This is a genomic window from Sphingomonas sp. 10B4 (assembly GCF_035019905.1).
Taxonomy (GTDB): Bacteria; Pseudomonadota; Alphaproteobacteria; order Sphingomonadales; family Sphingomonadaceae; genus Sphingomonas; species Sphingomonas glacialis.
In genome coordinates this window covers 1-23,723 of the sequence record NZ_JASJVC010000021.1, presented here as the reverse complement: position 1 = coordinate 23,723, position 23,723 = coordinate 1, and the positions used below count along the sequence as shown (strand labels likewise).

The 23,723-nt window shown below is 67.5% G+C and carries 22 protein-coding genes; 12 read left to right on the top strand and 10 right to left on the bottom strand.

Annotation, left to right across the window (positions count from 1 at the left end):
- Window positions 1–6 precede the first annotated feature (6 nt).
- The 5 genes from QN347_RS08560 (at window position 7) to QN347_RS08540 (ending at window position 5,804) form a co-directional block, all read left to right on the top strand.
- On the top strand, window positions 7–2,127 hold the full coding sequence (locus QN347_RS08560) for a S9 family peptidase (RefSeq protein WP_322163471.1): 2,121 nt from the start codon (window positions 7–9) through the stop codon (window positions 2,125–2,127).
- Window positions 2,128–2,157: 30 nt separating this feature from the next.
- Entirely contained in the window at window positions 2,158–3,228 is a 1,071-nt protein-coding gene (locus QN347_RS08555; RefSeq protein WP_322163470.1) for a lactonase family protein, read from the top strand.
- Window positions 3,229–3,299: 71 nt separating this feature from the next.
- Window positions 3,300–4,019 (top strand): cell wall hydrolase, encoded by a 720-nt coding sequence (locus QN347_RS08550; RefSeq protein WP_322163469.1) that lies wholly within the window; start codon window positions 3,300–3,302, stop codon window positions 4,017–4,019.
- Between the two features lie 58 nt (window positions 4,020–4,077).
- On the top strand, window positions 4,078–5,085 hold the full coding sequence (locus QN347_RS08545) for an NAD(P)-dependent alcohol dehydrogenase (RefSeq protein WP_322163468.1): 1,008 nt from the start codon (window positions 4,078–4,080) through the stop codon (window positions 5,083–5,085).
- Window positions 5,079–5,804: a RibD family protein gene (locus tag QN347_RS08540; RefSeq protein WP_322163467.1), complete on the top strand. Its 726-nt coding sequence runs from the start codon at window positions 5,079–5,081 to the stop codon at window positions 5,802–5,804. Before QN347_RS08545 ends, QN347_RS08540 begins: the two co-directional genes overlap by 7 nt.
- On the opposite strand, the gene QN347_RS08535 is transcribed toward QN347_RS08540, so the two are convergent.
- From QN347_RS08535 to QN347_RS08510, 6 genes are all read right to left on the bottom strand, one after another.
- Window positions 5,783–7,138: a PepSY domain-containing protein gene (locus tag QN347_RS08535; RefSeq protein ID WP_322163465.1), complete on the bottom strand. Its 1,356-nt coding sequence runs from the start codon at window positions 7,136–7,138 to the stop codon at window positions 5,783–5,785. The two genes, QN347_RS08540 and QN347_RS08535, sit on opposite strands and share 22 nt — an antisense overlap.
- The gene (locus QN347_RS08530) at window positions 7,138–9,444 is read right to left on the bottom strand and encodes a TonB-dependent receptor (RefSeq protein ID WP_322163464.1); all 2,307 of its coding nucleotides are present in this window, start codon (window positions 9,442–9,444) and stop codon (window positions 7,138–7,140) included. Before QN347_RS08530 ends, QN347_RS08535 begins: the two co-directional genes overlap by 1 nt.
- 291 nt (window positions 9,445–9,735) lie before the next feature.
- Window positions 9,736–10,143: a DUF2946 family protein gene (locus tag QN347_RS08525; protein ID WP_322163463.1), complete on the bottom strand. Its 408-nt coding sequence runs from the start codon at window positions 10,141–10,143 to the stop codon at window positions 9,736–9,738.
- A gap of 79 nt (window positions 10,144–10,222) precedes the next feature.
- Window positions 10,223–10,546 carry a Rap1a/Tai family immunity protein gene (locus tag QN347_RS08520; protein WP_189674927.1) on the bottom strand — a complete coding sequence of 108 codons (324 nt, stop codon included), beginning with the start codon at window positions 10,544–10,546 and terminating at the stop codon, window positions 10,223–10,225.
- A gap of 49 nt (window positions 10,547–10,595) precedes the next feature.
- On the bottom strand, window positions 10,596–11,420 hold the full coding sequence (locus QN347_RS08515) for a hypothetical protein (protein WP_322163461.1): 825 nt from the start codon (window positions 11,418–11,420) through the stop codon (window positions 10,596–10,598).
- 94 nt (window positions 11,421–11,514) lie between these two features.
- Window positions 11,515–11,826 carry a hypothetical protein gene (locus QN347_RS08510; RefSeq protein WP_322163460.1) on the bottom strand — a complete coding sequence of 104 codons (312 nt, stop codon included), beginning with the start codon at window positions 11,824–11,826 and terminating at the stop codon, window positions 11,515–11,517.
- 251 nt (window positions 11,827–12,077) lie between these two features.
- On the opposite strand from QN347_RS08510, the gene QN347_RS08505 reads away from it, so the two are divergent.
- The 3 genes from QN347_RS08505 (at window position 12,078) to QN347_RS08495 (ending at window position 15,455) form a co-directional block, all read left to right on the top strand.
- Window positions 12,078–13,145, top strand: coding sequence for a catalase family protein (locus tag QN347_RS08505; protein ID WP_322163459.1), 1,068 nt, complete (start codon window positions 12,078–12,080; stop codon window positions 13,143–13,145).
- 91 nt (window positions 13,146–13,236) lie between these two features.
- Window positions 13,237–14,223 (top strand): aspartate carbamoyltransferase catalytic subunit, encoded by a 987-nt coding sequence (locus tag QN347_RS08500; protein WP_133188746.1) that lies wholly within the window; start codon window positions 13,237–13,239, stop codon window positions 14,221–14,223.
- Window positions 14,220–15,455, top strand: coding sequence for a dihydroorotase (locus tag QN347_RS08495; RefSeq protein ID WP_322163456.1), 1,236 nt, complete (start codon window positions 14,220–14,222; stop codon window positions 15,453–15,455). The genes QN347_RS08500 and QN347_RS08495 overlap by 4 nt, the downstream gene beginning before the upstream one ends.
- A gap of 7 nt (window positions 15,456–15,462) precedes the next feature.
- Here QN347_RS08495 and QN347_RS08490 read toward each other — a convergent pair whose 3' ends face one another.
- The 3 genes from QN347_RS08490 to QN347_RS08480 are packed head-to-tail and all read right to left on the bottom strand — an operon-like array spanning window position 15,463 to window position 18,174.
- Window positions 15,463–16,845, bottom strand: a complete 1,383-nt coding sequence (locus QN347_RS08490; RefSeq protein ID WP_322163455.1) for a tetratricopeptide repeat protein — start codon at window positions 16,843–16,845, stop codon at window positions 15,463–15,465.
- Window positions 16,846–16,865: 20 nt separating this feature from the next.
- A complete protein-coding gene (locus QN347_RS08485; RefSeq protein WP_133188752.1) occupies window positions 16,866–17,453 on the bottom strand; it encodes a hypothetical protein in 588 nt (195 codons plus the stop codon).
- Between the two features lies 1 nt (window position 17,454).
- Window positions 17,455–18,174: a ParA family protein gene (locus tag QN347_RS08480; RefSeq protein WP_133188754.1), complete on the bottom strand. Its 720-nt coding sequence runs from the start codon at window positions 18,172–18,174 to the stop codon at window positions 17,455–17,457.
- A 174-nt stretch (window positions 18,175–18,348) separates the two neighbouring features.
- On the opposite strand from QN347_RS08480, the gene QN347_RS08475 reads away from it, so the two are divergent.
- Complete coding sequence (locus QN347_RS08475) at window positions 18,349–19,356, top strand: SPOR domain-containing protein (RefSeq protein ID WP_322163451.1); 1,008 nt, start codon at window positions 18,349–18,351, stop codon at window positions 19,354–19,356.
- Window positions 19,357–19,375: 19 nt separating this feature from the next.
- Here QN347_RS08475 and serB read toward each other — a convergent pair whose 3' ends face one another.
- On the bottom strand, window positions 19,376–20,257 hold the full coding sequence (serB, locus tag QN347_RS08470) for a phosphoserine phosphatase SerB (RefSeq protein WP_322163449.1): 882 nt from the start codon (window positions 20,255–20,257) through the stop codon (window positions 19,376–19,378).
- On the opposite strand from serB, the gene miaA reads away from it, so the two are divergent.
- The 3 genes from miaA (at window position 20,250) to ilvN (ending at window position 23,636) form a co-directional block, all read left to right on the top strand.
- Complete coding sequence (miaA, locus tag QN347_RS08465; protein ID WP_322163448.1) at window positions 20,250–21,179, top strand: tRNA (adenosine(37)-N6)-dimethylallyltransferase MiaA; 930 nt, start codon at window positions 20,250–20,252, stop codon at window positions 21,177–21,179. The genes serB and miaA overlap by 8 nt on opposite strands.
- An 80-nt stretch (window positions 21,180–21,259) precedes the next feature.
- Entirely contained in the window at window positions 21,260–23,005 is a 1,746-nt protein-coding gene (locus QN347_RS08460; protein WP_322163446.1) for an acetolactate synthase 3 large subunit, read from the top strand.
- A 115-nt stretch (window positions 23,006–23,120) separates the two neighbouring features.
- Window positions 23,121–23,636 (top strand): acetolactate synthase small subunit, encoded by a 516-nt coding sequence (gene ilvN, locus QN347_RS08455; RefSeq protein WP_133188762.1) that lies wholly within the window; start codon window positions 23,121–23,123, stop codon window positions 23,634–23,636.
- Window positions 23,637–23,723 lie beyond the last annotated feature (87 nt).

Sequence of the window (23,723 nt, the reverse complement as noted above, 5' to 3'; positions counted from 1 at the left end):
GCGACGATGCGGTGGACGATAGTGGCGTGTGGCGCCGTGATGCTGGGGTCGCAGGCCGAGGCGCAGACGCCGCCTCCTGTCCCGCATGTCGCCAAGCGGCCGTTCCAGGTAACCTCGCCCAACGGCGCGCGCGCCGACGACTATTACTGGCTGCGCGACGACACCCGCAAGGATCCGGCGATGCTCGCCTATCTTGCCGCGGAAAATGGCTATGCCGATGCGCGCCTCGCGCCGTTGAAGCCGCTCCAAGCCAAGCTCTATGCCGAGACAGTCGCGCACATCAAACAGGATGACAGCTCGGTCCCCTATGCGAAAAACGGCTATTACTACGCCTCGCGCTTCGCCGCCGGCGCCGACTACCCGCTGATCGAGCGTCGCAAGGGCACCGCCACCGCGCCCACCACGACGATGTTCGACGAGCCGACAATGGCCAAGGGCCACAGCTTCTTCGCGCTGAGCGACTGGGCGGTCAGCCCCGACAATGCGCAGGTCGCCTGGGCCGAGGATACCGTCGGGCGTCGCCAATACGTCCTCAAGATCAAGGATCTCGCGACCGGCGCGGTGCGCAGCGACACGATCGCCAATGCCGAGCCGAGCGTCGTATGGGCCGACGACAATCGTACGATCCTCTACGTCGCGAAGGACCCGGTGACGCTGCGCGGCTACCGCGTGATGGCGCATGTCCTCGGCACCGCGCCCGCCTCGGACACGCTGCTCTACGAAGAGAAGGACGACACCTTCCAGATGGGCATTGCCCGCACCGCCGACGATCGCTTTATCTGCATCACCGTCGGGAGCACGGTCAGCGACGAGCAACGCTGCGCGCCGGCGTCGAACCCGAGCGCATTCACAGTACTGGCGCCGCGCGCCCGCGAGTTCCGCTACACCGCGGATCATCAGGGCGGGCGCTGGATCATCCGCACCAACCGCGCGGCGAAGAACTACAAAGTCGTCACGGTCATCGATGCCGACGTCGCCAAGGGCGTCTCCGCATGGCGCGACCTGACGCCGGCGAGCGACAGCGTGTTCATCGAAAGCTTCAAGCCGTTCGCCGGCTTCGTCGCGATAGACCAGCGCGAGGGCGGCAATCGCATGATCCGCTTGCTCACCGACGCCGGCACATCGATCCCGGTCAAGGCCGACGAGTCCGCCTACCGGATGGCGCTCGACGTCAACGAGGAGACCGCGACACCGTGGGTGCGCTACACCTACGGCTCACTCGTCACGCCGACGACGACCTATGAGGTCAATGTGAAGACCGGCGCGCGGCGCGTGCTCAAGGTCGCGCCGGTGCCGGGCTACGACCCCGCCAATTACGTCACCGAGCGCGTCTGGGCGACCGCGCGCGACGGCACGCGCGTGCCGGTTTCGATCGTCTATCGCAAGGGGGTGAAGCGCGACGGCACCGCGCCGTTATTCCAATATGCCTATGGCAGCTACGGCATCTCGACCGATCCCGGCGTCGATCCCGGCCGGATCGGGATGCTCGATCGCGGCGTGGTCTATGCGATCGCGCATATCCGCGGCGGGCAGGAAATGGGGCGCGGCTGGTATGACGACGGCCATCTGCTCAAAAAGCGCAACAGCTTCACCGATTTCATCGACGTCACGCGCTTCCTCGTCGCGCAGAAATACGTTGCGAAGGACCGCGTCGCGGCGATGGGCGGCAGCGCGGGCGGGCTGCTGATGGGCGCAGTCGCCAACATGGCGCCGCAGGATTACAAGGCGATCGTGGCGCAGGTGCCGTTCGTCGATGTCGTGACGACGATGCTCGATGCCTCGATCCCACTCACCACCTTCGAATATGACGAATGGGGCAACCCCGCGCAAAAGGCGTATTACGACTATATGCTGAGCTACTCGCCTTACGACAATGTCGCGGCGAAGGCGTATCCGGCGCTGTATGTCGGCACCGGCCTGTGGGACAGCCAGGTGCAATATTACGAGCCGACCAAATGGGTCGCCAAGCTGCGCGAGCTCAAGACCGACGCCAATCCGCTGGTGTTTCGCGTCAACATGGAGGCGGGGCATGGTGGCAAGTCGGGCCGCTTCGAACGCTTCCGCCAGAATGCCGAGTGGCAGGCGTTCGTGCTCGATCAGCTCGGCGTCGCGGGCGCTGCGTCGTAACGCCGTAGCCGCCGCCGAGCAGGATTTCCGATGACCGAAACTCCCTTTGCCCTCTGCGTCGGCATCGGCACCTATCGTGGCGGCGGTGGCGCCGGGATCCAGCCGCTGTGCCGCGACGAGGCGGGAGCGTGGCGGCTCGGCGCGCCCTACGCCGACGCCCCCAACGCCTCGTTCAGCGTCTATGCGCCGCGACGCGGGCTGCATTATATCGTCGATGAGGCCGAGGCGGGCAGCGTCGGCGTCCACCGCTACGCCAACCAGCGGTGGGAGCGGCTCGCGTCGATCGCGGTCGATGGCGCGGCGCCGTGCCATATCGCGCTCGATCCGACCGAGACCCTGCTGGCGGTCGCCAACTATATGAGCGGAAGCGTGACGCTGCTGCGGCTCGATCCGCTTAGCGGGCTGCCGAAGGGCGCGGTGCAGGTCAGCGCCAATCGGGGATTGGGGCCAAACCCGGCGCGGCAGGATGCGCCGCACGCACATTGGGTCGGGTTCAGCTCCGACGGGCGCCGGCTCTACCAAACCGATCTCGGCACCGACGAAATCCTTGCCTTTCCGATTGCTAGTGATGGAACGCTGCACGCCTCGCAACGCGCCTATCGCGCCGTCCCCGGATCTGGACCGCGGCATCTTCTTCTCCACCCGCGGCTCGACCAGCGCGCCTACGTGATCGGCGAACTCGACAATACGCTGAGCGTGCTCGATCGCGGCGATGGCAGCTTCACGCATCGTGCCACGCTTTCGACCCTGCCCGACGGCTGGCATGGCGATTCGATCGTCGCGCACCTGGCGATCAATCGCGCGGGCGATCGCCTTTACGTCTCCAATCGCGGGCATGACAGCATCGCGGTATTCGCGCTCGATGATGCCGGCGTTCCGACGCTGCTTGGTCATGCCGCCACCGGCGGCGCCTCGCCGCGCCACTTCCTGCTGCTCGAGGATGCGGGGCTGGTGATCGTCGCGCACGAGAAGGCGCAGACTGTGACGACGCTGACGATCGACGCCGACGGGCGTCTCCACCCGACAGGTATGTCGGTGGCGGTTCCGGGAGCCGCCTATGTCGTGCTCCCCGATCCCACGGACCGTCAAACCGCGCGCTAAAACCCGCGCCGACAGGCATCTACACACGAGCGGTTGCGCCCGGGCTGGAAGCTTTGAATAAGCGCGCGGCCATGGCGCGCAAACCACCCCCTCCAAAGCGACGCTCGGAATCGCGCAGCGTCGCGCGCGACGCCGCTTCGGAGACCTGGCTGCTGCTGCTCGGCAGCGTCGCCGCGATCCTGCTGATCGCGACGTTCCTCTATCCAATGGTGCCCGCAGAACGGAACCCGGAGCGCGCCAAGCCGCTGACAATGGCGCAAGCCCGCGCATCGAACCGCGCCGTCCCGGTCGAGCCGCGCTTCCGCGTCCCCGCCGCGCGCTACCGCTTCGACGGTGGTCCCGCCGCGCGCTTGCAAGCCACCGAATGCCTCGCCACCGCCGCGCTCTACGAAGCGGGCGACGATGCGCGCGGACAGAAAGCGGTGATCCAGGTCATCCTCAACCGCGTCCGCGCGCACGGCTTTCCGCGGACGATCTGCGGCGTGGTCTATCAAGGCTATACGCGCACGATCGGATGCCAATTCTCGTTCACCTGCGATGGATCGTTCGTGCGGCGGCCGGTGCATGACGGCTGGGCCGCCGCACGCCAGGCCGCCCGCCGCGCGCTCGCGGGGCGGGTGTTCGCCGACGTCGGGCGCGCGACGCATTATCACGCCGACTGGATGGTCCCCTATTGGCGCGACTCGCTGGTCAAGATCGCGCAAGTCGGCTCGCATCTGTTCTACGTCCGGCAGTCGATGCGCGAGCGGGTTCGCTCCGACGGAGACAACGCCCGCCGCAATATCGGGTGATCGCGGGAAAACTAACGCCCCCCAAGCGTTGCGCCCGCACACAGCAAGGATTTCCGGCATGAAGGCGATGGTTCTCAAGGCCCCGATTGGGCTCGATCATCTGACACTTGAAGACCGCCCCGATCCGGGTGCGCCGGGCGCGGGCGAAATCCGCGTCGCGCTGCACGGCAGTTCGCTCAACTTCCACGATCTCGGCGTCGCGACGGGGCGGATGCCGACCGCAGACGGCCGTATCCCGCTCGCCGATGGTGGCGGGATCGTCGAGGCGGTCGGCGAAGGCGTCACCGAATTCGCGCCCGGCGACAGCGTCGTCTCGTGCTTCTTCCCCGACTGGCAGGACGGCAGCGCGACGATTGGCGACTTCAGCCGCACGCCCGGCGACGGGATCGATGGCTTCGCCTGCGAATTCGTCGTGCTGCCCGCCAGCGCCTTCACGCATGCGCCAAAGGGTTATGACGCGGTCGAGGCGGCGGCGATCACCACCGCTGGCCTCACCGCGTGGCGCGCGCTGGTCGTCGACGGCAAGCTCAAGGCGGGCGACAGCGTGCTGCTGCTCGGCACGGGCGGCGTGTCGATCTGGGCTTTGCAGATCGCCAAGGCGATGGGCGCGACCGTCGCGATTACCTCGTCGTCGGACGAGAAGCTCGAGCGCGCCAAGCGCATCGGCGCAGACTTCACGCTCAATTACCGCGAGCACTCGGAGTGGGGCATAGCGGTGCGCGACTGGAGCGACGGCCGCGGTGTCGACCATGTCGTCGAAGTCGGCGGTCCCGGCACGCTCGCGCAATCGATCGAAGCGGTGCGCGTCGGCGGGCATATCTCGCTGATCGGCGTGCTGACCGGCGGCGCTGGCCAAGTTCCCACCGCGGCGCTGATGGCGAAGCAAGCGCGGCTGCAAGGCCTGATCGTCGGGAGCCGGCGCGAACAGCAGGAGTTCGTCCGCGCGCTCGACGCGACCGGAATCCGCCCGGTGGTCGATCGCCGCTTTCCGCTCGAGGCGCTCGGCGATGCCTTTCGCTACGAGATGGGCGCGGGGCATTTCGGCAAGATCGGTGTCGAATGGTAACCCCGAGCGACGCGGGTGCGGCGTCGAAGCCGTATGTGATTTGCCTGATGCAGTCGTCGATCGACGGGCGACTGCATCCCAGCCGCTATACCGAAAGCCCCGACGGGAGCCGCAAGGATTGGGCCGCCGCGTATGAAAGCGCGCACGACGCGCTCGGCGGCAACGCCTGGCTCGTCGGCCGCGTGACGATGGCGGAGATGTCGAAGGCCGCGCCGCATCCGCCCGCATCGCTGGGCGCGGTCGAACGACCGCTCCACGTCGCGACCCGCGCCGACAGCTATGCGATCGCGCTCGATCGTTCGGGCAAGCTGCATTTCGACGGTGGCACCGTGGGGGGTGATGCCGTCATCGTGCTGCTCGGTCCGGATGTGGCGGACAGCCATCTCGCAGAGCTGGCCGCCGACGGCGTTTCCTATATCGTCTCGCCGGATCACGAATTCGATTTCGCCGAGATCCTCGAGACGCTGGGGCGCGACTTCGGCATCGCCAAGCTGCTGCTCGAGGGCGGCGGCGGGATCAACGGGTCACTGCTCGCGGCGGGAGTGGTCGACGAACTCCACATCCTCGTCGCGCCCGCGCTCGATGGCGGCGAGGCGGTGGACGGGATCGTGACCTACGGCACCGAGGGCTTGAACGGCAAAGTCCGCCTGAGCTTGCTCGGCGCCGAGACGCAAGCGCATGGCATCGTCGCGCTGCGCTATGCCGTCACCTCTGTCTGACGCCGCGCACGGATCGACATGGCGATCCGATCGACCAAGGCGAGGACCAGCGCCGACGCGCCGAACAGCGGGAGCAGCACCCCGAGCACGATGACGAGCGCGAACATCCACACCGGCGCCGCTGCGCCGCTCCGGGGTGGCGCCTCTACCTGCCCCCGCGGTCGGCGTTTGAGCCACAGCAGCGTGCCGAGTACGCTGATAGCGATCAGCGAGATCGCGGTCGCCACCCCGATCAGCTGGTTCGCGAGGCCGAACAGTTGCCCCTCGTGCCAGGCGACCCCGGTGTTGACGATCCGGTCGATCACATGCTGGTCGGCAAAGCCCGATCGCCCGATCTCGATCCCGCTCGCGGGGTCATAGGTCACGCGCCGATCCAGCCAGCGGTTCTGCGCCTCGGACTTCACCGTCCACACCTTGCCGGTCGGTGGTCCGAACTTTTGGACGGTGTGCGGCGGAAGCACCAGCACGGGAAACGCCATCCGCTCCGCCGCTGCCTTGGCGACGAAGACCGAGAGCGGCAGGCCCTTCGGCTCGGGCGCCCGGGCCGTCGGCATATCGGTCATCGCGCCGTGGTGACCGGCGTGGCCTCCATCGACGCCGATCTTCCAATCCTGCCGCCCCTTCACCAGCCCAAGCTCGGCTCGCACCCATTTGAACGTCCCGCCCCACGCGCCCGCCCAGGGCAGGCCGCTCGCGAGCATCACCAGGACCAGCCCCGCCACCCAGAATCCAGTGACGCGGTGCAGATCCTTGAGCAACGGCCGCCCACGCAGCCAGAATCGCGGCCAGAGTGTTCCCGCCAGCCGGAACGGCCGCGGCCACCACAGGTACAGGCCCGACAGGATCAGCACGATCGTCCAGCTCGCGGCGAGCTCGACCAGCCGATCGCCGAGCGTGCCGATCAGCAGCGACCCGTGGATCCGCGCAACGACCGCCTCGATCCGCGCCGCAGGGTCGAGGCTGCCGAGCACGCGCCCTTGCGGCGAGACGTAGACCTCGCGCGGTTTGCCGTCCGCATTTACCAACTGCAGCATCGCGGCGTCGCCAGCCTCGCGCGGCAGGCGATAGTGGTTGAACCGCATCGCCGGATTGGCCGCCAGCGCCGCCGACAGCTGTGCCTCGGGAGCCACTGCGCCCTCAGTCCCGAGACCGCGAAACGCCCGTTCTTCCCACCGCTCGACCTGCGGCTTGAACAGATAGATCGATCCGGTGACCGCCAGGATTAGGATGAAGGGCAGGACGAACAGCCCGGCATAGAAGTGCCAGCGCCACACCCAGCGGTACAGCGCCTGCCCGGCCGGAACCGTGCTTGCTGAGGTCGCGATCGCCGGCATCAGAACGTCACCTTCACGTCGGCGGCGAAACTGCGTTGCGGGAAGGGGTGGAAGAGGAAGTAGCGGTCGTTGTTGACGTTATCGACCCCGATCCCGAATTCGATATGCTGCGCGACGCGAAACTGCGCGCGCAGATCGACGACGAAATACCTGTAAAAGCCCTGATAGGTGTTGCCGACCACGTCGCTGTTATCGAGCGCACCGTAATTGCGGCTGGCGTAGCGCGCAGCAGCCGTCAGCGCGACGCCCTCGACGGGTCGCCAGGTCGCCACCGCCGTCGCCTTCCAGCGCGGCACGCTCGGGAGCAGCTTGCCGACTGCGCCGGGCAGGACCGCATTCTTGCTGGTGATCGCGTCGGCATAGGTCACGCTGCCCGAGACATCGACCCGCCCGACGACGTTCGTCCGGGCGACCGAGAGTTCGGCCCCCCGCGCCCGCGTCTCGTCGACATTCTGGACATAGGTGCCGACTTGAACCGGGGTCACCGCCAGCGGGCCGGTCTGCGAAATCAGCGCGTCCCTGATCACTTCGTTGAACAAAGCGAACCGCAAGCTTTCCCGGCTGTCCTGCCGCTCGAGCGCCAGTTCGAGCGAGCGCGCGCGTTCGGGGCGCAGGTTCGGGTTTGGGACCGACGCGACCGGTGTCGTGACGATCTGATAGAGCTCGCCGACGGTCGGGAAGCGCCACGCCTGGCCGAACGACAGCCGCGCGGTCAGGTGCGGGTCGATCGCATAAGCGAGCGCTGCCTTGGGCGAAAATCGATTGCTGCTCAACGCCGGCTGACGGACCGGCCCGATCGCTGGCGACTGCGCGAAATTCACACCGTCATACGCGCGCCACCATTCGTAGCGCCCGCCGAGCGTCAGCGTCAGCGGCGGCAGGATCCGCCAGGCATCCTGCGCCCACAGCGCGTACGTCCGCGTCTTGCCGCTGCCTTGCAGGTTGAGCGCACCCTTCGATCCGCCGACCCAGTCGCTGGTATTGTAGCGATTGCTGTCGAGTTCGTACCAATCGGCGTGCGCCCCGAAACTCACCGTATGCGTCGCCGCCGCATCCGATCGCCACGCGCCCTTAGCGTCGAGCGTTTTCCAGCCGGTTCCCGCCAGGTCGGTGATGAAACCCGCCCCGCCCGTTTGCACAGCCGGCAGCGCGGTGTTCGAAATGCGCTGCTGATCATTGTCGACATCGTAAAGCGTTCCGATCACTTGGCAATCGAACCGCGCGCCGCTGCCGTTGAGCGACAGATTGTGCGACCATTGCCGCTGCTCGGTGCGATAGACGCTGCCGGCAAAGGCGCTGGCGGCCAGCGTGTAGATTCGGCCGTTGTTGATCGTCGTGCCGGCATAGAATGGCAGGCCGCTCGCCGGGTTGGTGAGATAGCTCTCGACCGTCGAATCGGTGGTGCTGAGGAACAGGCTGCCGACATAGGTCAGCCGCAGCGCGGCGGAGAGATCGAGCGCGGCCTTGAGCTTGAGCCGATCCTGCACTTGATGCTCGAACGCGGTCGCGCCGACGACCCGGATCGCACCGCCGGTGCGATTGACGTCGTCATAGCCACCCGTCGTCGGCGTGCTGGTCGCGCTTTTCGTGGCGGTGGCGCTGGCAAAGCCGATCGGCTGACCGCGACTGTCGACATGATCGACGCTTCCAAAGACCGCGAGTGGCCCGAACCGATCGCCGAACGTGCCGCCGAGCTGATAGGCCGGCAAGGTGCGGTGCGTGCCGTACAGGTCGAACTGCTGCACCGTGGTTCCCGCGACCAGCGTGCCTTCGAAGCTATCGGGCAAGCGCGTCGTGATATTGACGACGGCGCCGATCGCGTTGCCGGGGTACGCCGCCGAGAACGGCCCGTAGAGCACATCGACGCGGGCGATCTCCTCGGTCGATACCAGGCTCCAGCGCGGGCTGGCCGAGGTGTTGTTGTTGCCGATCAGCGCCGAGAGGATCGCGCCATCGGCGTAGATCAAGCTGCGCGCGCTGGCGCCGAGCCCCGAGGTGCGTGTTGCGAGCGGCGCCTGGCTGTCGCCGATATGGCGTTTGCGCACGACGAGGCTCGGCAGATATTTGAGCGTATCCTCTACATTGCGCGCGTTGATCGTCGTCGCGATCGTCGCGGCGTCGATCGACGCCTTGGACGAAGGCGCGTTCTCGATCGTCGCGGCGCGGCGCTGTGCGGTGACGAGAATATCGTCGAGGCTTGAATCGGGCGCTGGCGATGCGCGCTCGTCGGCAAAGGCCGGAACGGTGGGGCTTGCGAGCATGGCGCAAAACGACGTGACGCCGAGCACGGATGTGCGGCTGACCATGAGAAGGTCCCTGTTCGATAGGGTAATGGGACGAAGCCCATCGCGCGCAGCCCGTTCGGGTGCCTCGCGCACGGGTTCGTGCTGCTGGCGGTCGATCATCGTACGATACGATCGAGCGCTGCTCGCCACACAGACTGTCGACGGGGATCGGGAAGCGGGCGCAACACCCGCCAGTGACGCGACGCCAGCCGCCCGGTCGGACCGACCCGGCGCCTGTCAGCGATCGCGATTGCTATCCCGTGCGCCCGGACCTGATCCGCGCGCACCGTCGCTCAGCCTTGCGGCGAGGAATCAGGCCGCTACCGGGGGTCCGCGCAACGGCGGTCGCAGCGCATGGCGATACGGCAGCACGACCCGACGCTCGGCCAGCCGGCCGAGCGCAAGGATGAACAGCACGGCAATCGCGAGCAATGCGGGGTCGGCACCGGCGATGACGGGAGCCGTCAGGCCGGCAAAGCTGCACGGGCTTTCGGCCTTGTCGCCCTTCTGGTCGTGATGGTCGCCCGCCATGCCCGGCATTGCCATCGCCATCGGCGCTTGCGTGCGTTCCATGCCGGAGCACAGTTCGAGCACGAGGCCGTTGCTGGTGACGACGGGCATGAAGCCGCCGGGAATCATGATCTTGGCCAATAGCGCGAGCGCCAGCAGCAGGCCGGCCAGCCGCCGATGCGCTCGGAACAGGATGCGAAGGGCGGCCATCGCCCGCGGAACTAGGAGCGTTTCGCGATCCTGTCATCCCCGTTTGGCTGCACGGACCGAGCAGCCGCGCGAGCGGCGTTCAGGGGCCCTTGCACGCGAAGGCCGTTTTCAGCGCGGTGCGGATCACGAAGATCGGCGCGCTGCTCCAGCTCTTCTTGTGGCTGCGAAGATATTTGCGCGCGACGCTCACCACCTTGATCGTCGACGCATTGGCCGCCGAGGGGCAGATCTGGTGCGACAACGACAAGGCGTCGAACGCCCCGAGGATATAGCCCGTACAGAAACTCGCGGTCGTGTCGGCATCCTTGCCGCTGCACGCCTCGGCGAGTTGCGAAGTCTGGAGCGGGCTCACCACCACCGGCGGTGCTTCGGGTGCGGCGATCGCGAGGGCAAGCAAGATCATGGCACTTCCTTTGATCCGGGCACGCGGCGGCCCGGAGAGCCGACAGCCCCTAGCCCGAGACCTGCTCGGCCGGCGCCGTCGGCGCGAGATACGGCAGCAAGCGTACCCGCGGGAAGACGGTATCGAGCGGCTTGGTGTCGGGGAGGATATAGACCACCCCGCCCGTCTTGAGGAACAATGGCCGAATTTGCTTGGTGTAGAAGCTCGTCCCGACATTGATGCAGCCGAAGCTGATGCGATTGTCGTCGGGCGTTGGGGACAGCAGGCGCTGGACGCGCTGTTCCTTCTTGTGCGTCGTGATCACGGCATGGAGCGCCACCGAATTGGCGTAATCGACCCAGAGCACGCGCTGGCGCCCGAACGCGCGGCCGAACTTGGCGACGAACCGCCCGGCTGGCGTCGTGCGTTCGGCCGGCCCGATCTCGGACAGGTCTTTGGCGCCCACCCCGGGGGTGGAATCGTCGCCGATGCCGATGCCGAGCAGCACCGGGGTCTCGCCGAGAAAGGTGCCCTTCGCATCGAACAGCGAAAGCGAGGCCGCCTGCTTGTCGATGACGATATAGGGCAGCGTACCATTGTCGTGCGCCGATCCGACCCAGGCGATCACACGGCTCGCCGCCTCGGACCGCACCGGTTCGGGCAGCGGCGGCGTGTCGGTGGCCTTGGCCTTGGCCGCCGCTCGGCGCGCAGCGGCGGTTTTGGCCCCACCCTTGGACAGGGATTTGGCCGGGGCGTTACCCCTGGCCTTTACGGGCTTGCGACTGGACGGCGTCGCCACCGAAGGCGACGCCGCCTTGTCGGACAGCGGGGCACGGCCGAGCCCTGCCGTGGGTCCGATCGCGCCTGCGATCAGACCCAGCAGTGCTGCGGCCATGCCCACACCATGACGCAGAGAGAACGGCCTGTTTGGCATCTCGACTTGGCTCAGCAATGCGTCCGGTCACAATAAGAGGAATGCGGGAGTGCGATCAGCCGCGCGGGCGGCGCTGTGCGCGCTGTGCCTGCTGCTGGACCTGCTGGTCGAGCCCATCGACGCGGCCGCTGATCTGGTCGATCCGCTGTGCGTTCTGCTGTGCCTGGCCGGCAGCAGCCTGTGCCTGGGTGAGCGCCTGGCCCGACACGCCTTCGACGGTGCGGACGCGGCCATCGATGCCGTCGATGCGCGTGTTCACGGTGGCAATCTGGCGGTTGACATAACCCTTGGTCGCGCAGCCGCTGACGCCGATCGATCCGGCGAGGATCATGGCTACCGTTGCGGACTTCACAAGATTGGAACGCATATACTTACCTTTTTGAAATGGCGTGGTGCGGTTCACAAGCGCAGCCGTGCCCGGCTTGGCAACCGCTATCCGGCAGGACGTGCGGCTTCCACGGCAGGGAGAAACCACGCTATCCCGCGGAAAACCGCCAAATCGGCAATTCTGAACGCTTGCTGAAAGGCAGCAGGAAACCCGACAGGCAGCGTTTGTCGCGCTGGCGCGTTGGGCTCGCGTGTTCCTTAAGATGCAGCCCCCCAAGTAAAGGCGTCTCTATGCTACAGTCCCCGATCCGCTACCGTCCCGACGTCGAGCAACCCCAGCCAGATGAGCAAGCAACCGTTACAGATCTCAACGAAACCTTCGATACAATCCTCGAACGGACGGCCGAGGACTATGGTCATGCCGTGCGATCGGTCCACGCCAAGTCGCACGGGCTGCTCGAAGGCGAACTGACGATCGATTCGGACTTGCCGGCCGAGCTCGCGCAGGGCCTGTTCGCGCAGGGCGGACGCCACAAGGTGCTGATCCGGCTGTCGACCAATGCCGGCGATATCCTGCCCGATGCGATCGGCCTGCCGCGCGGCCTCGCCATGAAGGTGTTCGATGTCGCTGGAGACCGTTTGCCAGGCTCCGAGGGCACCGCGCAGGACTTCGTGATGGTCAACGGCCCGGTGTTCCAGGCGAAGACCGCCGAGAAGTTCCTCGGCAACCTCAAGCTGCTCGCCAAGACCACCGATCGGCTCGAGGGCACCAAGAAGGTGGTCTCGGCCGCCTTGCGCGGCGTACGGCATGCCTTCGAAGCGGTCGGGGCCGAGGCTCCCGCGGCGATCAATTCGCTTGGCGGCGCACCCAATGTCGAGCCGCTCGGCGAGACCTATTACAGCGCGACAGCCTTCCGCTTCGGCGACTATATCGCCAAGTTCAGCATCGCACCCGTGGCGCCGGCAATGATCGCGCTGAGCGGCAAGGAAATCGCGATCGGGGGTCGTCAGGACGCGATCCGCGAAGACGTCCGCACCGAAATGCGCACGCTCGACGCAGAATGGGAATTCCGCGTTCAATTATGCCGCGATCTCGAAGCGCAGCCGGTCGAGGATGCGACGGTGCTGTGGACGAGCCCGTTCATGCGCGTCGGCACGATCCGCGCCGCGGCGCAGGACAGCTGGAGCGACGCCCACGTCCAGCAGATCAACGAGGAAACGCGCTTCAGCGTGTGGACCGGGATCGCCGCGCACCAACCGCTCGGCAACATCAACCGCGCCCGGCGCGATACCTATCGTCACTCGGCGGACTTCCGCGCGCGGGTGAATGGCTGCCCGTATCACGAGCCGTCGAACTGATCATACGATGTCGGGAGAGGGTCGCTCGCGGCCCTCTCCCGCCCTATCCGGCCTTGCCAGCAACCCGCGGCACGGCTACCCGACGGCCTCGATGCAACCCTCCGATCACCGCCCCGCCTCGCTCATCCCGGGCCGCGCCGTGTTTCCGCACCGGCACCTCACCGGCATCGAGGGATTGCAGCCCCACGAAATCGTCTTCCTGCTCGACGAAGCCGATGGCTGGGTCGCCGCCAACCGGACGCGCGCGATCAGTGACAAGCGGCTGGGCGGGCTCACGCTGATCAATGCCTTCTTCGAAAATTCGACGCGCACGCTGCTGTCGTTCGAGATCGCGGGCAAGCGGCTCGGCGCCGATGTCGTCAACATGCATGCGGCGCAAAGCTCGGTGAAGAAGGGCGAAACGCTGATCGACACCGCGATGACGCTCAACGCAATGCGCGCGGACGTCATCGTCATCCGCCACATGAGCTCGGGCGCGGTCCGGCTGATCGCGGGCAAGGTCGATTGCCCGGTGCTCAACGCTGGCGACGGGCAGCACGAGCATCCGACGCAAGCTTTGCTCGACGCGCTGACGATCCGTCGCCGCCGCGGCACGATCGCCGGGCAGCGCGTCGTGATCTGCGGCGACATCCTCCACAGCCGCGTCGCCCGTTCGAACATTCTCGCGCTGACCGCGCTCGCCGCCGAAGTCCGCGTCTGTGCACCGGCGACGCTCATGCCCGAGGGGATCGAGCGGATGGGGGTCACCCCCTTCACCGATTTCGACACCGCGCTCGAGGGCGCCGACGTCGTGATGATGCTCCGCGTTCAGAACGAGCGAATGGCGGGCGGTTTCATCCCGTCGAACCGCGAGTTCCATTTGCGCTACGGGCTGACGCTCAAGCGGCTCGAGCGCGCCGCGCCCGATGCGCTGGTGATGCACCCGGGGCCGATGAACCGCGGCGTCGAGATCGATTCGGCTGTTGCCGACCATGCGCGCTCGGCGATCACCGAACAGGTCGAAATGGGAGTCGCCGTCCGCATGGCGTGCCTCGATGTGCTGACGCGGCGCTCGCGCGGCGTGGCGGGCTGGGCATGAGCCGGATGCTCGCCTTGCTCAACGCGACCTTGGTCTGCCCGCTCGGCGGCGTGTCGCAGGGCGGCGTGCTCGTCGAGAACGACCGGATCGTCGCGACCGGGTTGATCGACGTACCGGCAGGGGCCGAGACGATCGATTGCGGCGGCGCGACGCTTGCGCCCGCGATCGTCGATCTCGGCGTGTTCGCGATCGACCTGCCCGCCTTCCATGCCGGCGGCATCGTTCGCGTCGGGCTGATGCCCGATCAGTCGCCGGTGCTCGATGATCCCGGCATCGTCCAGCGCGCAGCGCTGATCGGCCGCCCTGGCCTATGGATCCATCCGATCGCCGCGGCGACGCGTGGCCTCGCCGGCACCGATCTCGCCGAGATGGCGATCAACCGCGATGCCGGTGCGCGCGCGGTCGGGACCGGCGCTCGCTGGATCGCCGATTCGGGGGTGATGCGCAAAGTCCTCGCTTATGCCGGCGATCTTGGTCTGAGCGTCATCACCCATGCCGAAGACGGCGGCGTCACCGCAGGCGCCGTCGCCACCGCAGGCGAGACCGCGACGCGGATGGGCCTCCCCTCCGCCCCGTCGATCGGCGAGGCACTCGCGATTGCGCGCGACCTGATGCTCACCGAGGAGACCGGCGCGACGCTTCACATCCGCCAGGTCACGACCGCCGCCGGATTCGAGCTGGTGCGTGCGGCCAAGCGGCGCGGTGTCCGCGTGACGTGCGGGATTACCCCCGCGCATCTGCTGCTGTCGGACATCGCGATGACCGATTTCCGCACTTTCGCACACCTCTCGCCGCCGCTGCGCAGTGAGAGCGACCGCCAGGCCGCGGTCGCTGCCTTGGCCGACGGGACGATCGACGTTTTGTGCTCGGGCCATGATCCACGTGGGCCCGAGGAAAAGCGCCTGCCCTTCGCCGACTCGGCATCGGGAATGGCGGGCGCCGAAACGCTGCTCGCGCTTGGCCTTGGTCTGGTGCGCGACGAGACGATCTCGCTCCAGCGCCTGTTCGCGCTGCTCGCGGCCAATCCGGCGAAGGTGCTCGGCGTGGAAGCGGGGTCGCTTGGCGTCGGCGCGCCCGCGGATCTGTTGCTGCTGGCGCCCGAAGCACCGTGGCAGATCGCGGGCGACCGGCTTCACGCCAAGGCCGGCAATACGCCGTTCGACGGGCTGCCGGTACAGGGCAAGGTGCTGCGGCTGTTCAAGGGCGGTACAGCCCTTCCCGTCCCCGCCTGACGCCGCCTCAGCGCGACGCCAGTTCGCGCCCCTTGGCCCACATCGCGACTTGATCGCCCGCGCCGGCGCGGACGAAGCACGCGCCGCCACGGCTGCGATACTGCTGGCACATCGACACCGCATCGGCGCGCGCGAAGCCGCCGACCGACAAGCGGTAGAATTGCTTGCCGCCGCGCGACACAGTCATGCCCTGCGGCGTGTGGCTCGCGAAACCGGCGTACCGGCGCGTCACACGCGTCCACGCATCATGCGCGACGCCTGCGGTATCATAGGCGCCGAGCTGAACGACGAAGCCGCCGCGCATCGGCGCACGCGGTTCGGGGAATGCCGACGCAGCGCGTGGCGCAGCGCCGCTGTTCGCGACCGCGATCCGCGCCGCCACGCTGCCGCGCTTGGTCGGGGCCTTGGCATAGGCGACCGGCAACGCCTGAACGACTTCCTTGCGTTCGGCGAACACCACGCCGGCAATCGTCGGACCGACCGCGGCGACTTGCTGCGTCGGCGCCGCAGCGACTTCGGCCACTGCGACGGGGGCCGACGGGGCTGCAGGCTCGGCCCCGACCTGGCCGGGCATATAGCTGTCGATCGGCTGCTCGGCCTTCGCCAGCGCGGTCGTGCCGCCGCGCGCCGCGCCGTTGAGTGCAAGCGCGACCGGCAGGCCGGGATCGACCGCTGGCGTTACGCCGAGCAAGGTCGCGACCTGATCCGATGCCGAGCTGGGCCGCGAGAAGGTCGACCAATCGAGGATGCGCCGCGAGACATCGGCCGGGGCGACATCCATTGCCACCACCGCCTGCGCCTCGCGCCAGCGTCCGGCAAGCGCCAGGCTGAGCGCGTAATTCTGGCGGACCTTGGCGTCGGCTTCAGGGCCGCGCGCCGCAGCGCCGAGCATTTCGACCGCGGTTGCGGGGTCACCCGCGAGCGCGATCGCAAGGCCGCGGTCGCTGACCGGGATCGTCGCCGCGTTGGCGTCGAGCGTCGTGCGCGCGCCGGCCCAGTCGCCCGTCGCGATCTGCGCGAGCGCGAGGTTCAATGCCGCCTTGCCGTTGCCCTGGGCAAGCGTCAGCGTGTCGGCAAAGGCATCGCGCGCCGAAGCGAAGCGCCCGGCCTTGAGATAGCTCTGGCCAAGAATCATGCGGTATTCGGCTGCGTCGGGCTGGTCGCCGACGGCGCGCTCGGCATGGCCGATCGCCTCGGCGAAACGGCCTGCGCGCAACGCCTGCTGCGCCGCGGCGGCCTCGGTCCGCGCTTCCTTCTCGGCGCGCGATTGCGCGCGGGCGCTGGCAGCGGCGATCGTCGACACTGCGGTCGCCGCGATCGTGCCCCCGAGCATGAGGAGCGAAAGCCCCACGGTAAGCGGGCCGAAAGTGATGGCGGACCGGGTCTTCATCGTAACGCCCTCCTCGGGGTTTATCGCTGCGCCCGTGTCGGCAACTGGCGCACCAGATTTTCGACTTCGGGCAAGGTTTGCAGGAATTGATCGAGCGCCTCGGTGACCAGCGACTGGGCCGAGGCATTGTGCAGCGCGCTGGCCAGACGCAGGCGGAGATGCCGGTCTTCGTCGAGCCGCAGCGTGAACGCCGACTTGGGGCGCTTCTTGTTGTGCTTCTTGCTCGTCTCGCGGCCGATCCGCGTCGCGGTTGCGACCGAAACGGGCTTCGACACGAGGCGCGCAGGCTCGGGCTCCAACGCTGCAGCTGGCTCGGGCTCGGCAGCGACCGGAATGGGTTCAGGCATCACGACCGGCTCGGGCGCTGCGACGGGTTGCGCAAATTCCTCGCGCAGCACTTCGCGCTGGACGAGCACCGGCGGAACCGGCGGCGTGTCGCCCATGTCGTTCCAGCCAAGATCGTCGTGCGCGCCCGGCATCGCGCCGAACCCGCCAAAGCCCTGCGGGCGCATCGCGGGCTTCGCCATGCCCTTGCGCGCAAGCAACGTCGAGGACAGCGACGCCGTCGCCTTGGGGGCGGTCGGCTTGGGGTTTCCGAACATGCTCATCTCAGCTCACCACGCGGCGGCCGAAACCACCTCCCGCGGCGGGACGCGGCGCGCCAAAGCCGTTGATCGAGGTCGGCGTCGCGAACACCGTGCGGCGGAAATTCTTCTCGAGCCGGTCGGAGATATAGGTCCACAGGTCGCGCACTTCCTGCGCCGAGCGGCCCTTCGCGTCGACTTCCATCACCGTCCGCCCGTCGATCATCGACGCTGCGAAATCGGTGCGGTGGTGGATCGTGATCGGGGCGACCGTGCCATGCTGCGACAGCGCGACCGCGGCTTCGGAGGTGATCCGCGCCTTGGGCGTGGCGCCGTTGACGACGAATAGCAGCGGCTTGCCCGCGCGCTCGCACAGATCGACCGTCGCGCCGACGGCGCGCAGATCGTGCGGGCTCGGCCGCGTCGGGATGACGATCAGTTCGGCCACCGCGATCACGCTCTGGATCGCCATGGTGATGGCGGGCGGGGTATCGATCATCGCCAGCTTGAAGCCCTGCTGGCGCAGCACTTCGAGATCGGCGGCGAGCCGCGCGACGGTGGTCTGCGCGAAAGCGGGAAACTCGCTCTGCCGCTCGTTCCACCAATCCGACAAGGACCCCTGCGGATCGATGTCGATCAGCACCACCGGCCCCGCCCCTGCGAGCTGCGCCTGTACTGCCAGGTGGCCGGACAAGGTAGTCTTGCCCGATCCGCCCTTTTGAGATGCCATCGCAAGAACGCGCATGAGCCCCTTTCGCCCCTTTAATCGAGGCCAACGAATGCCATAGGATCGGTCAAGGAAGGGTTAACGCGCTCGGTGCTGCCGGCGCGCGGCGCAAAACGGCTAACGAAATCTTTGCCAAGCCGGCGCTAGTCGGCATGGTCAGGTGGTACAGACGCACGGGACAGGACGACGATCATGCGCAAACGAGTATGGATGGCGCTGGCGGGAACGCTGCTTTCGGCAAGCCCCGCGCTGGCGGATGTGCGCGAGGGCGTCGAGGCGTGGGGCCGCGCCGACTATAAGAAAGCCATTGCCGAATGGCGCCCGGCGGCGAATGCCGGCGATGCCGACGCGCAGTTCAACCTCGCGCAGGCCTATACGCTCGGGCGCGGCGTACCCACCGATATTCCCGTCGCCGAAAGCTGGTTCCGCAAGGCGGCGCTCCAGGGCCATGTCGCCGCCCAGGCGAAATACGGGCTGATCCTGTTCGATCAGCACAAGCCGAACGACGCCGCGCCGTGGCTCGAGAAAGCAGCGCTGCGCGGCGAGCCACGCGCGCAGCTGGTCTATGGCACGATGCTGTTCAACGGTGATGGCGGCGCGAAGGACTGGCCGCGCGCCTATGCATGGATCGTCCGCGCCGCCGCCGCCAACACGCCGAAGGCGTCCGAAGTCCAAGCGCAGATGGACAAGGCGATCCCGACCGACCAGCGCCAGCAAGGCCTCGAGCTCGCGCGCCGCTACGAGGCCGAGGCGCAACGCCCCGAACTGCCGCCTGCACTCGCCAGCAAGCCGGGCGGCGCTGGCGTGCGTAGCACCGACTTGCCGCCGTCCGCGTACGACCCCAACGTCCCGCGCAAACCCGAGGTGCTGGCTCTAGCGCCCGAGCGGCAGCCGAAGCGTCCTCAGCCGCAACGGCCACGCCCGCCCGCGCCGAGCCCCACCCCCGAACCAGCACGCGGGCCAGCGCCGACGGCGGTCGCGACCAGCCGCGGCGGCTGGAAGGTGCAGCTCGGCTCGTTCGGAGACCCCGCCAATGCGCGCAAGCTGTGGAGCCAGGTCGGTCGGCGGTTCGGCGGTGCAGACGTATCCTATGTAAAAAGCGGCGCGATGACGCGCGTGCTCGTCGGGCCCTTCGCGTCGAAAGGCGCCGCGCAATCGGCGTGCGGATCGATCAAGCCGTGCGTGCCCGTCGCGCCATAAGCGCGGCGCACGCCATGCGTCAGGCGGTCACCCAATCGTCGCGCGCGATGCCCTGGGCGTAGAGCAGCGCAGAGAGATCACCGTGATCGATCCGTGCCGCCGCCGCTGCGGCGACGATCGGCTTGGCGTGATAGGCGACGCCGAGCCCCGCTTCCTGCACCATCGCCAGATCGTTCGCGCCGTCGCCCACCGCGAGCGTTTGCTCGGGCAGTAAGCCAAACTCGGCCCGCGCCGCGAGCAACGTCTGCAATTTCGTGTCGGAGCCAACGACGGGTTTCGCGACCGTGCCCGTCAGCACGCCGTCGCCGAGCTCGAGCCGATTGGCGATCGCGCGGTGGAAGCCGATCCGCTCGGCGACCGGCTCGGCAAAGCGCGTGAAGCCGCCCGACACCAGGATCGCGGTCGCGCCACGCGCCCGCATCGTCCGCACCAGCGCCACGGCGCCCGGCATGATCGTCACGCGCTCGGCGAGACAGCGCTCGATCACCGCCTCGTCGAGCCCCTTGAGCAATGCGACCCGCGCATCGAGCGCTCCCTCGAAATCGAGTTCGCCGCGCATCGCCGCTTCGGTGATCGCCGCGATCTGTGGCTTGATGCCCGCATAATCGGCGAGCTCGTCGATGCATTCGACGGTGATCATCGTCGAATCCATGTCGGCGACGAGCAGCTTCTTCTCGCGCCCGTCGACCGATTGCACGACGACATCGACGCCTTCGAACACACCCTCGAGCGCTTTGCGCGCGGCGTCGGGCGAAACACCGAACAGGATATCGACCGCCTTCTCGGGCTCGATCCACGCCGAGGTCGCCGGTGCGCAGCCCACAGCCGCAATCCGGTCGATCGCTGCAGAAAGATCGCCTGCGCTGAGCGTTTCCGATGCTATCAAGGTGGCAATGAACACAGTCAATCTCCCGCAGGTCGCGCTCATCGCAGGGCCGACCGCGAGCGGCAAGTCCGCACTCGGCATCGCGGTCGCCGAACGTCACGACGGAATCGTCATCAATGCCGATTCCGCGCAAGTCTATCGCGACCTGCGCGTCCTGACCGCGCGCCCGACCGAGGCGGACGAAGCGCGCGTGCCGCACCGGCTGTTCGGCCATGTCGATGGCGCCGAAAGCTATTCCGCCGCGCGTTGGGCCGACGAGGCGCGCGCCGAGATCGACCGTGCGCACGCGCTCGGCAAGCTGCCCGTGTTGGTCGGCGGTACCGGCCTATACCTGCGTACGCTGCTCGACGGAATCGCGCCGGTACCCGAGATCGACCCGGCCGTCCGCGCGGAGGTCCGCGCGCTGCCGGTTGCGCAGGCGCATGCGGCACTCGCCGCGCTCGATCCCCCCGCCGCCGCGCGCCTCGCCCCCGCCGACACGACGCGCGTGGCGCGCGCGCTCGAAGTGGTGCGCTCGACCGGGCGGACGCTGACACGCTGGCAAGAAGAGCGGATCGGTGGGATCGGTGAGCGGATCGCGCTCGCCGCGATCGTCCTGCTGCCCGATCGTGACTGGCTGTGGGCGCGCTGCGATAGCCGCGCGGAGACGATGCTCGCGGGCGGTGCGCGCGCGGAAGTGAGCGCGCTGCTCGCGCGCAGCGAAATCGCCCCCGAAGCCCCGATCCGGCGCGCCATTGGCGTCAGGGAGGTTGCGTCTACGTTGTTGGGAGAAATATCGCAAAAACAAGCGGTTGATGCGGTCGCACTCGCAACGCGGCAATATGCAAAACGCCAATATACTTGGTTCCGCAATCAGCCTCCGGCGAGCTGGCATCGGACTGCCGCGTTAGAAAGCGGCGAAAGAAGCGGTAGTTTCGACATATTATTACGTAGATAGCCGTTGACACGCACATTTCGTTTCTCTAGCAGCACCGCTCGAAGGCTGCTAATCGTTGGCGGCGCGACGGGAGACGAGACGTGACCGAGAAAAGCGGAGCAGACATCCTGATCGAGGCGCTGTGCGATCTCGGCGTGGAGGTCGTCTTCGGCTATCCGGGCGGTGCCGTCCTACCGATCTACGACGCCCTGTTCCGCTCCGGGCGGATCAAGCACATCCTGGTGCGCCACGAGCAAGCCGCGACGCATGCCGCCGAAGGCTATGCCCGCTCGACCGGCAAGCCCGGCGTGGTGCTCGTCACCTCGGGCCCCGGCGCGACCAATGCCGTCACCGGGATCACCGACGCGCTGATGGATTCGATCCCGATGGTGGTGATCACCGGCCAGGTGCCGACCGCGCTGATCGGCACCGACGCGTTCCAGGAAGCCGACACGGTGGGCATCACGCGCCACTGTTCGAAGCACAATTATCTGGTGAAGGACCCGGCCAAGCTCGGCGACACGATCCACGAGGCGTTCTACATCGCCACATCGGGCCGCCCCGGTCCAGTGGTGATCGACATCCCCAAGGACGTCCAGGTCGCGACCGCGCGCTACACCAAGCCAGGTCCCATTCGCCACAAGACCTATCGCCCACAGATCAAGGCCGACCAGACCTCGATCGAGCAAGCGGTCGACATGCTCGCGGCCGCCGAGCGCCCGATCCTCTACACCGGCGGCGGCATCATCAATGCCGGCCCGGCGGCGAGCCAGTTGCTGCGCGAACTCGCGCGGGTCAGCGGCGCGCCCGTCACGTCGACGCTGATGGGCCTCGGCGCCTATCCGGCGAGCGGCGAGCAGTGGCTCGGCATGCTCGGCATGCACGGCACCTACGAAGCCAATCTGGCGATGAACAAGGCCGACCTGATCGTCTGCCTCGGCGCGCGCTTCGATGACCGGGTGACTGGGCGGCTCGACGCGTTCAGCCCGTTCAGCCGCAAAATCCACGTCGATATCGATCGCTCGTCGATCAACAAGAACGTGCGCGTCGATCTCGCGATCGTCGCCGATGTCGGCCACGCGCTCGAGGACATGGTCCGCGTGTTCAAGGCGCGACGCCATCCCAAGCCCGATCTCGCCGCCTGGTGGCAGATGATCGGCGAGTGGCGCGCCAAGAAAAGCCTCGATTTTCCAGAGGTTGATAACGACATCATGCCACAGCGGGCGGTCCGCGCGCTGTGGGAGGCAACGCACAAGCGCGCGCCGATCATCACTACCGAGGTCGGCCAGCACCAGATGTGGGCGGCGCAGCATTTCGGCTTCGACGCGCCGAACAAATGGCTGACCAGCGGCGGCCTCGGCACGATGGGTTACGGCCTGCCCGCCGCGATCGGTGCGCAGCTCGGCAATCCCAAGGCGCTGGTGATCGACATTGCCGGCGAAGCCTCGATCCAGATGAACATCCAGGAGCTGGCGACGGCGTCGCAATACCGGCTGCCGGTCAAGATCTTCATCCTCAACAACGAATATATGGGGATGGTCCGCCAGTGGCAGGAGTTGACCTATTCGAGCCGCTATTCCGAGAGTTACAGCGATTCCCTCCCGGACTTCGTGAAGCTAGGCGAGGCCTATGGCTGGAAGGGCATCCGCATCGAAGGGCTCGGCCAGCTCGACGACGGGATCGCCGCGATGCTCGACCATGACGGTCCGGTGATCGTCGATTGCCGCGTCGCCAAGCTGGCAAACTGCTTCCCGATGATCCCGAGCGGAGCGGCGCATACCGAGATGCTGCTCCAGGCGAGCGAAGTGTCGGGAGAAATGGACGACGAAGCGAAGGCGCTGGTGTGATGGGTGCAATTTCCGTCGCCCTAGCCCAGGCCGGGGCCGCTACGCTATCGCGCGCATCCACCGTTTCACTCCCCAACGGAGCGGCCCCGGCCTGCGCCGGGGCGACGAGGTAATCATGCACATCACCAAGGAAAAAGCCTCGCGCCACACTCTGGCGGTGATGGTCGACAACGAGCCCGGCATTCTCGCGCGGATCGCCGGCCTGTTCACCGCCCGCGGCTATAATATCGAGAGCCTGACGGTGTCCGACGTCACCGCCGACAAGGCGGTCAGCCGGATCACGATCGTGACCTCCGCGAGCGATGCGACGATGGAGCAGATCCTTGCGCAGCTCGACCGGCTGATCCCGGTGCATTCGGTGACCGACCTCACCGCGCTCGGCCCGCATGTCGAGCGCGAGCTTGCCTTGCTAAAGGTGTCGGGCACGGGCGATCACCGGATCGAAGCGCTCCGCCTCGCCGATGTCTATCGCGCGCGCGTCGTCGATGCGACCACCACCAGCTTCGTGTTCGAAGTGACCGGTGGGCGCGAGAAGATCGACACGTTCATCACGCTGATGCGCGAAGTCGGGCTGTGCGAGGTCGCGCGCACCGGGATCGTCGCAATGGCCCGCGGGAACGCGTCGATCTAATTTTCTCGCGTCGCCCCCGACGAGCATCAGGCGGCGATCTACGCCGACGATCTCCATGCGAACCTCAAGCAGGGCGCGCCGATCGCG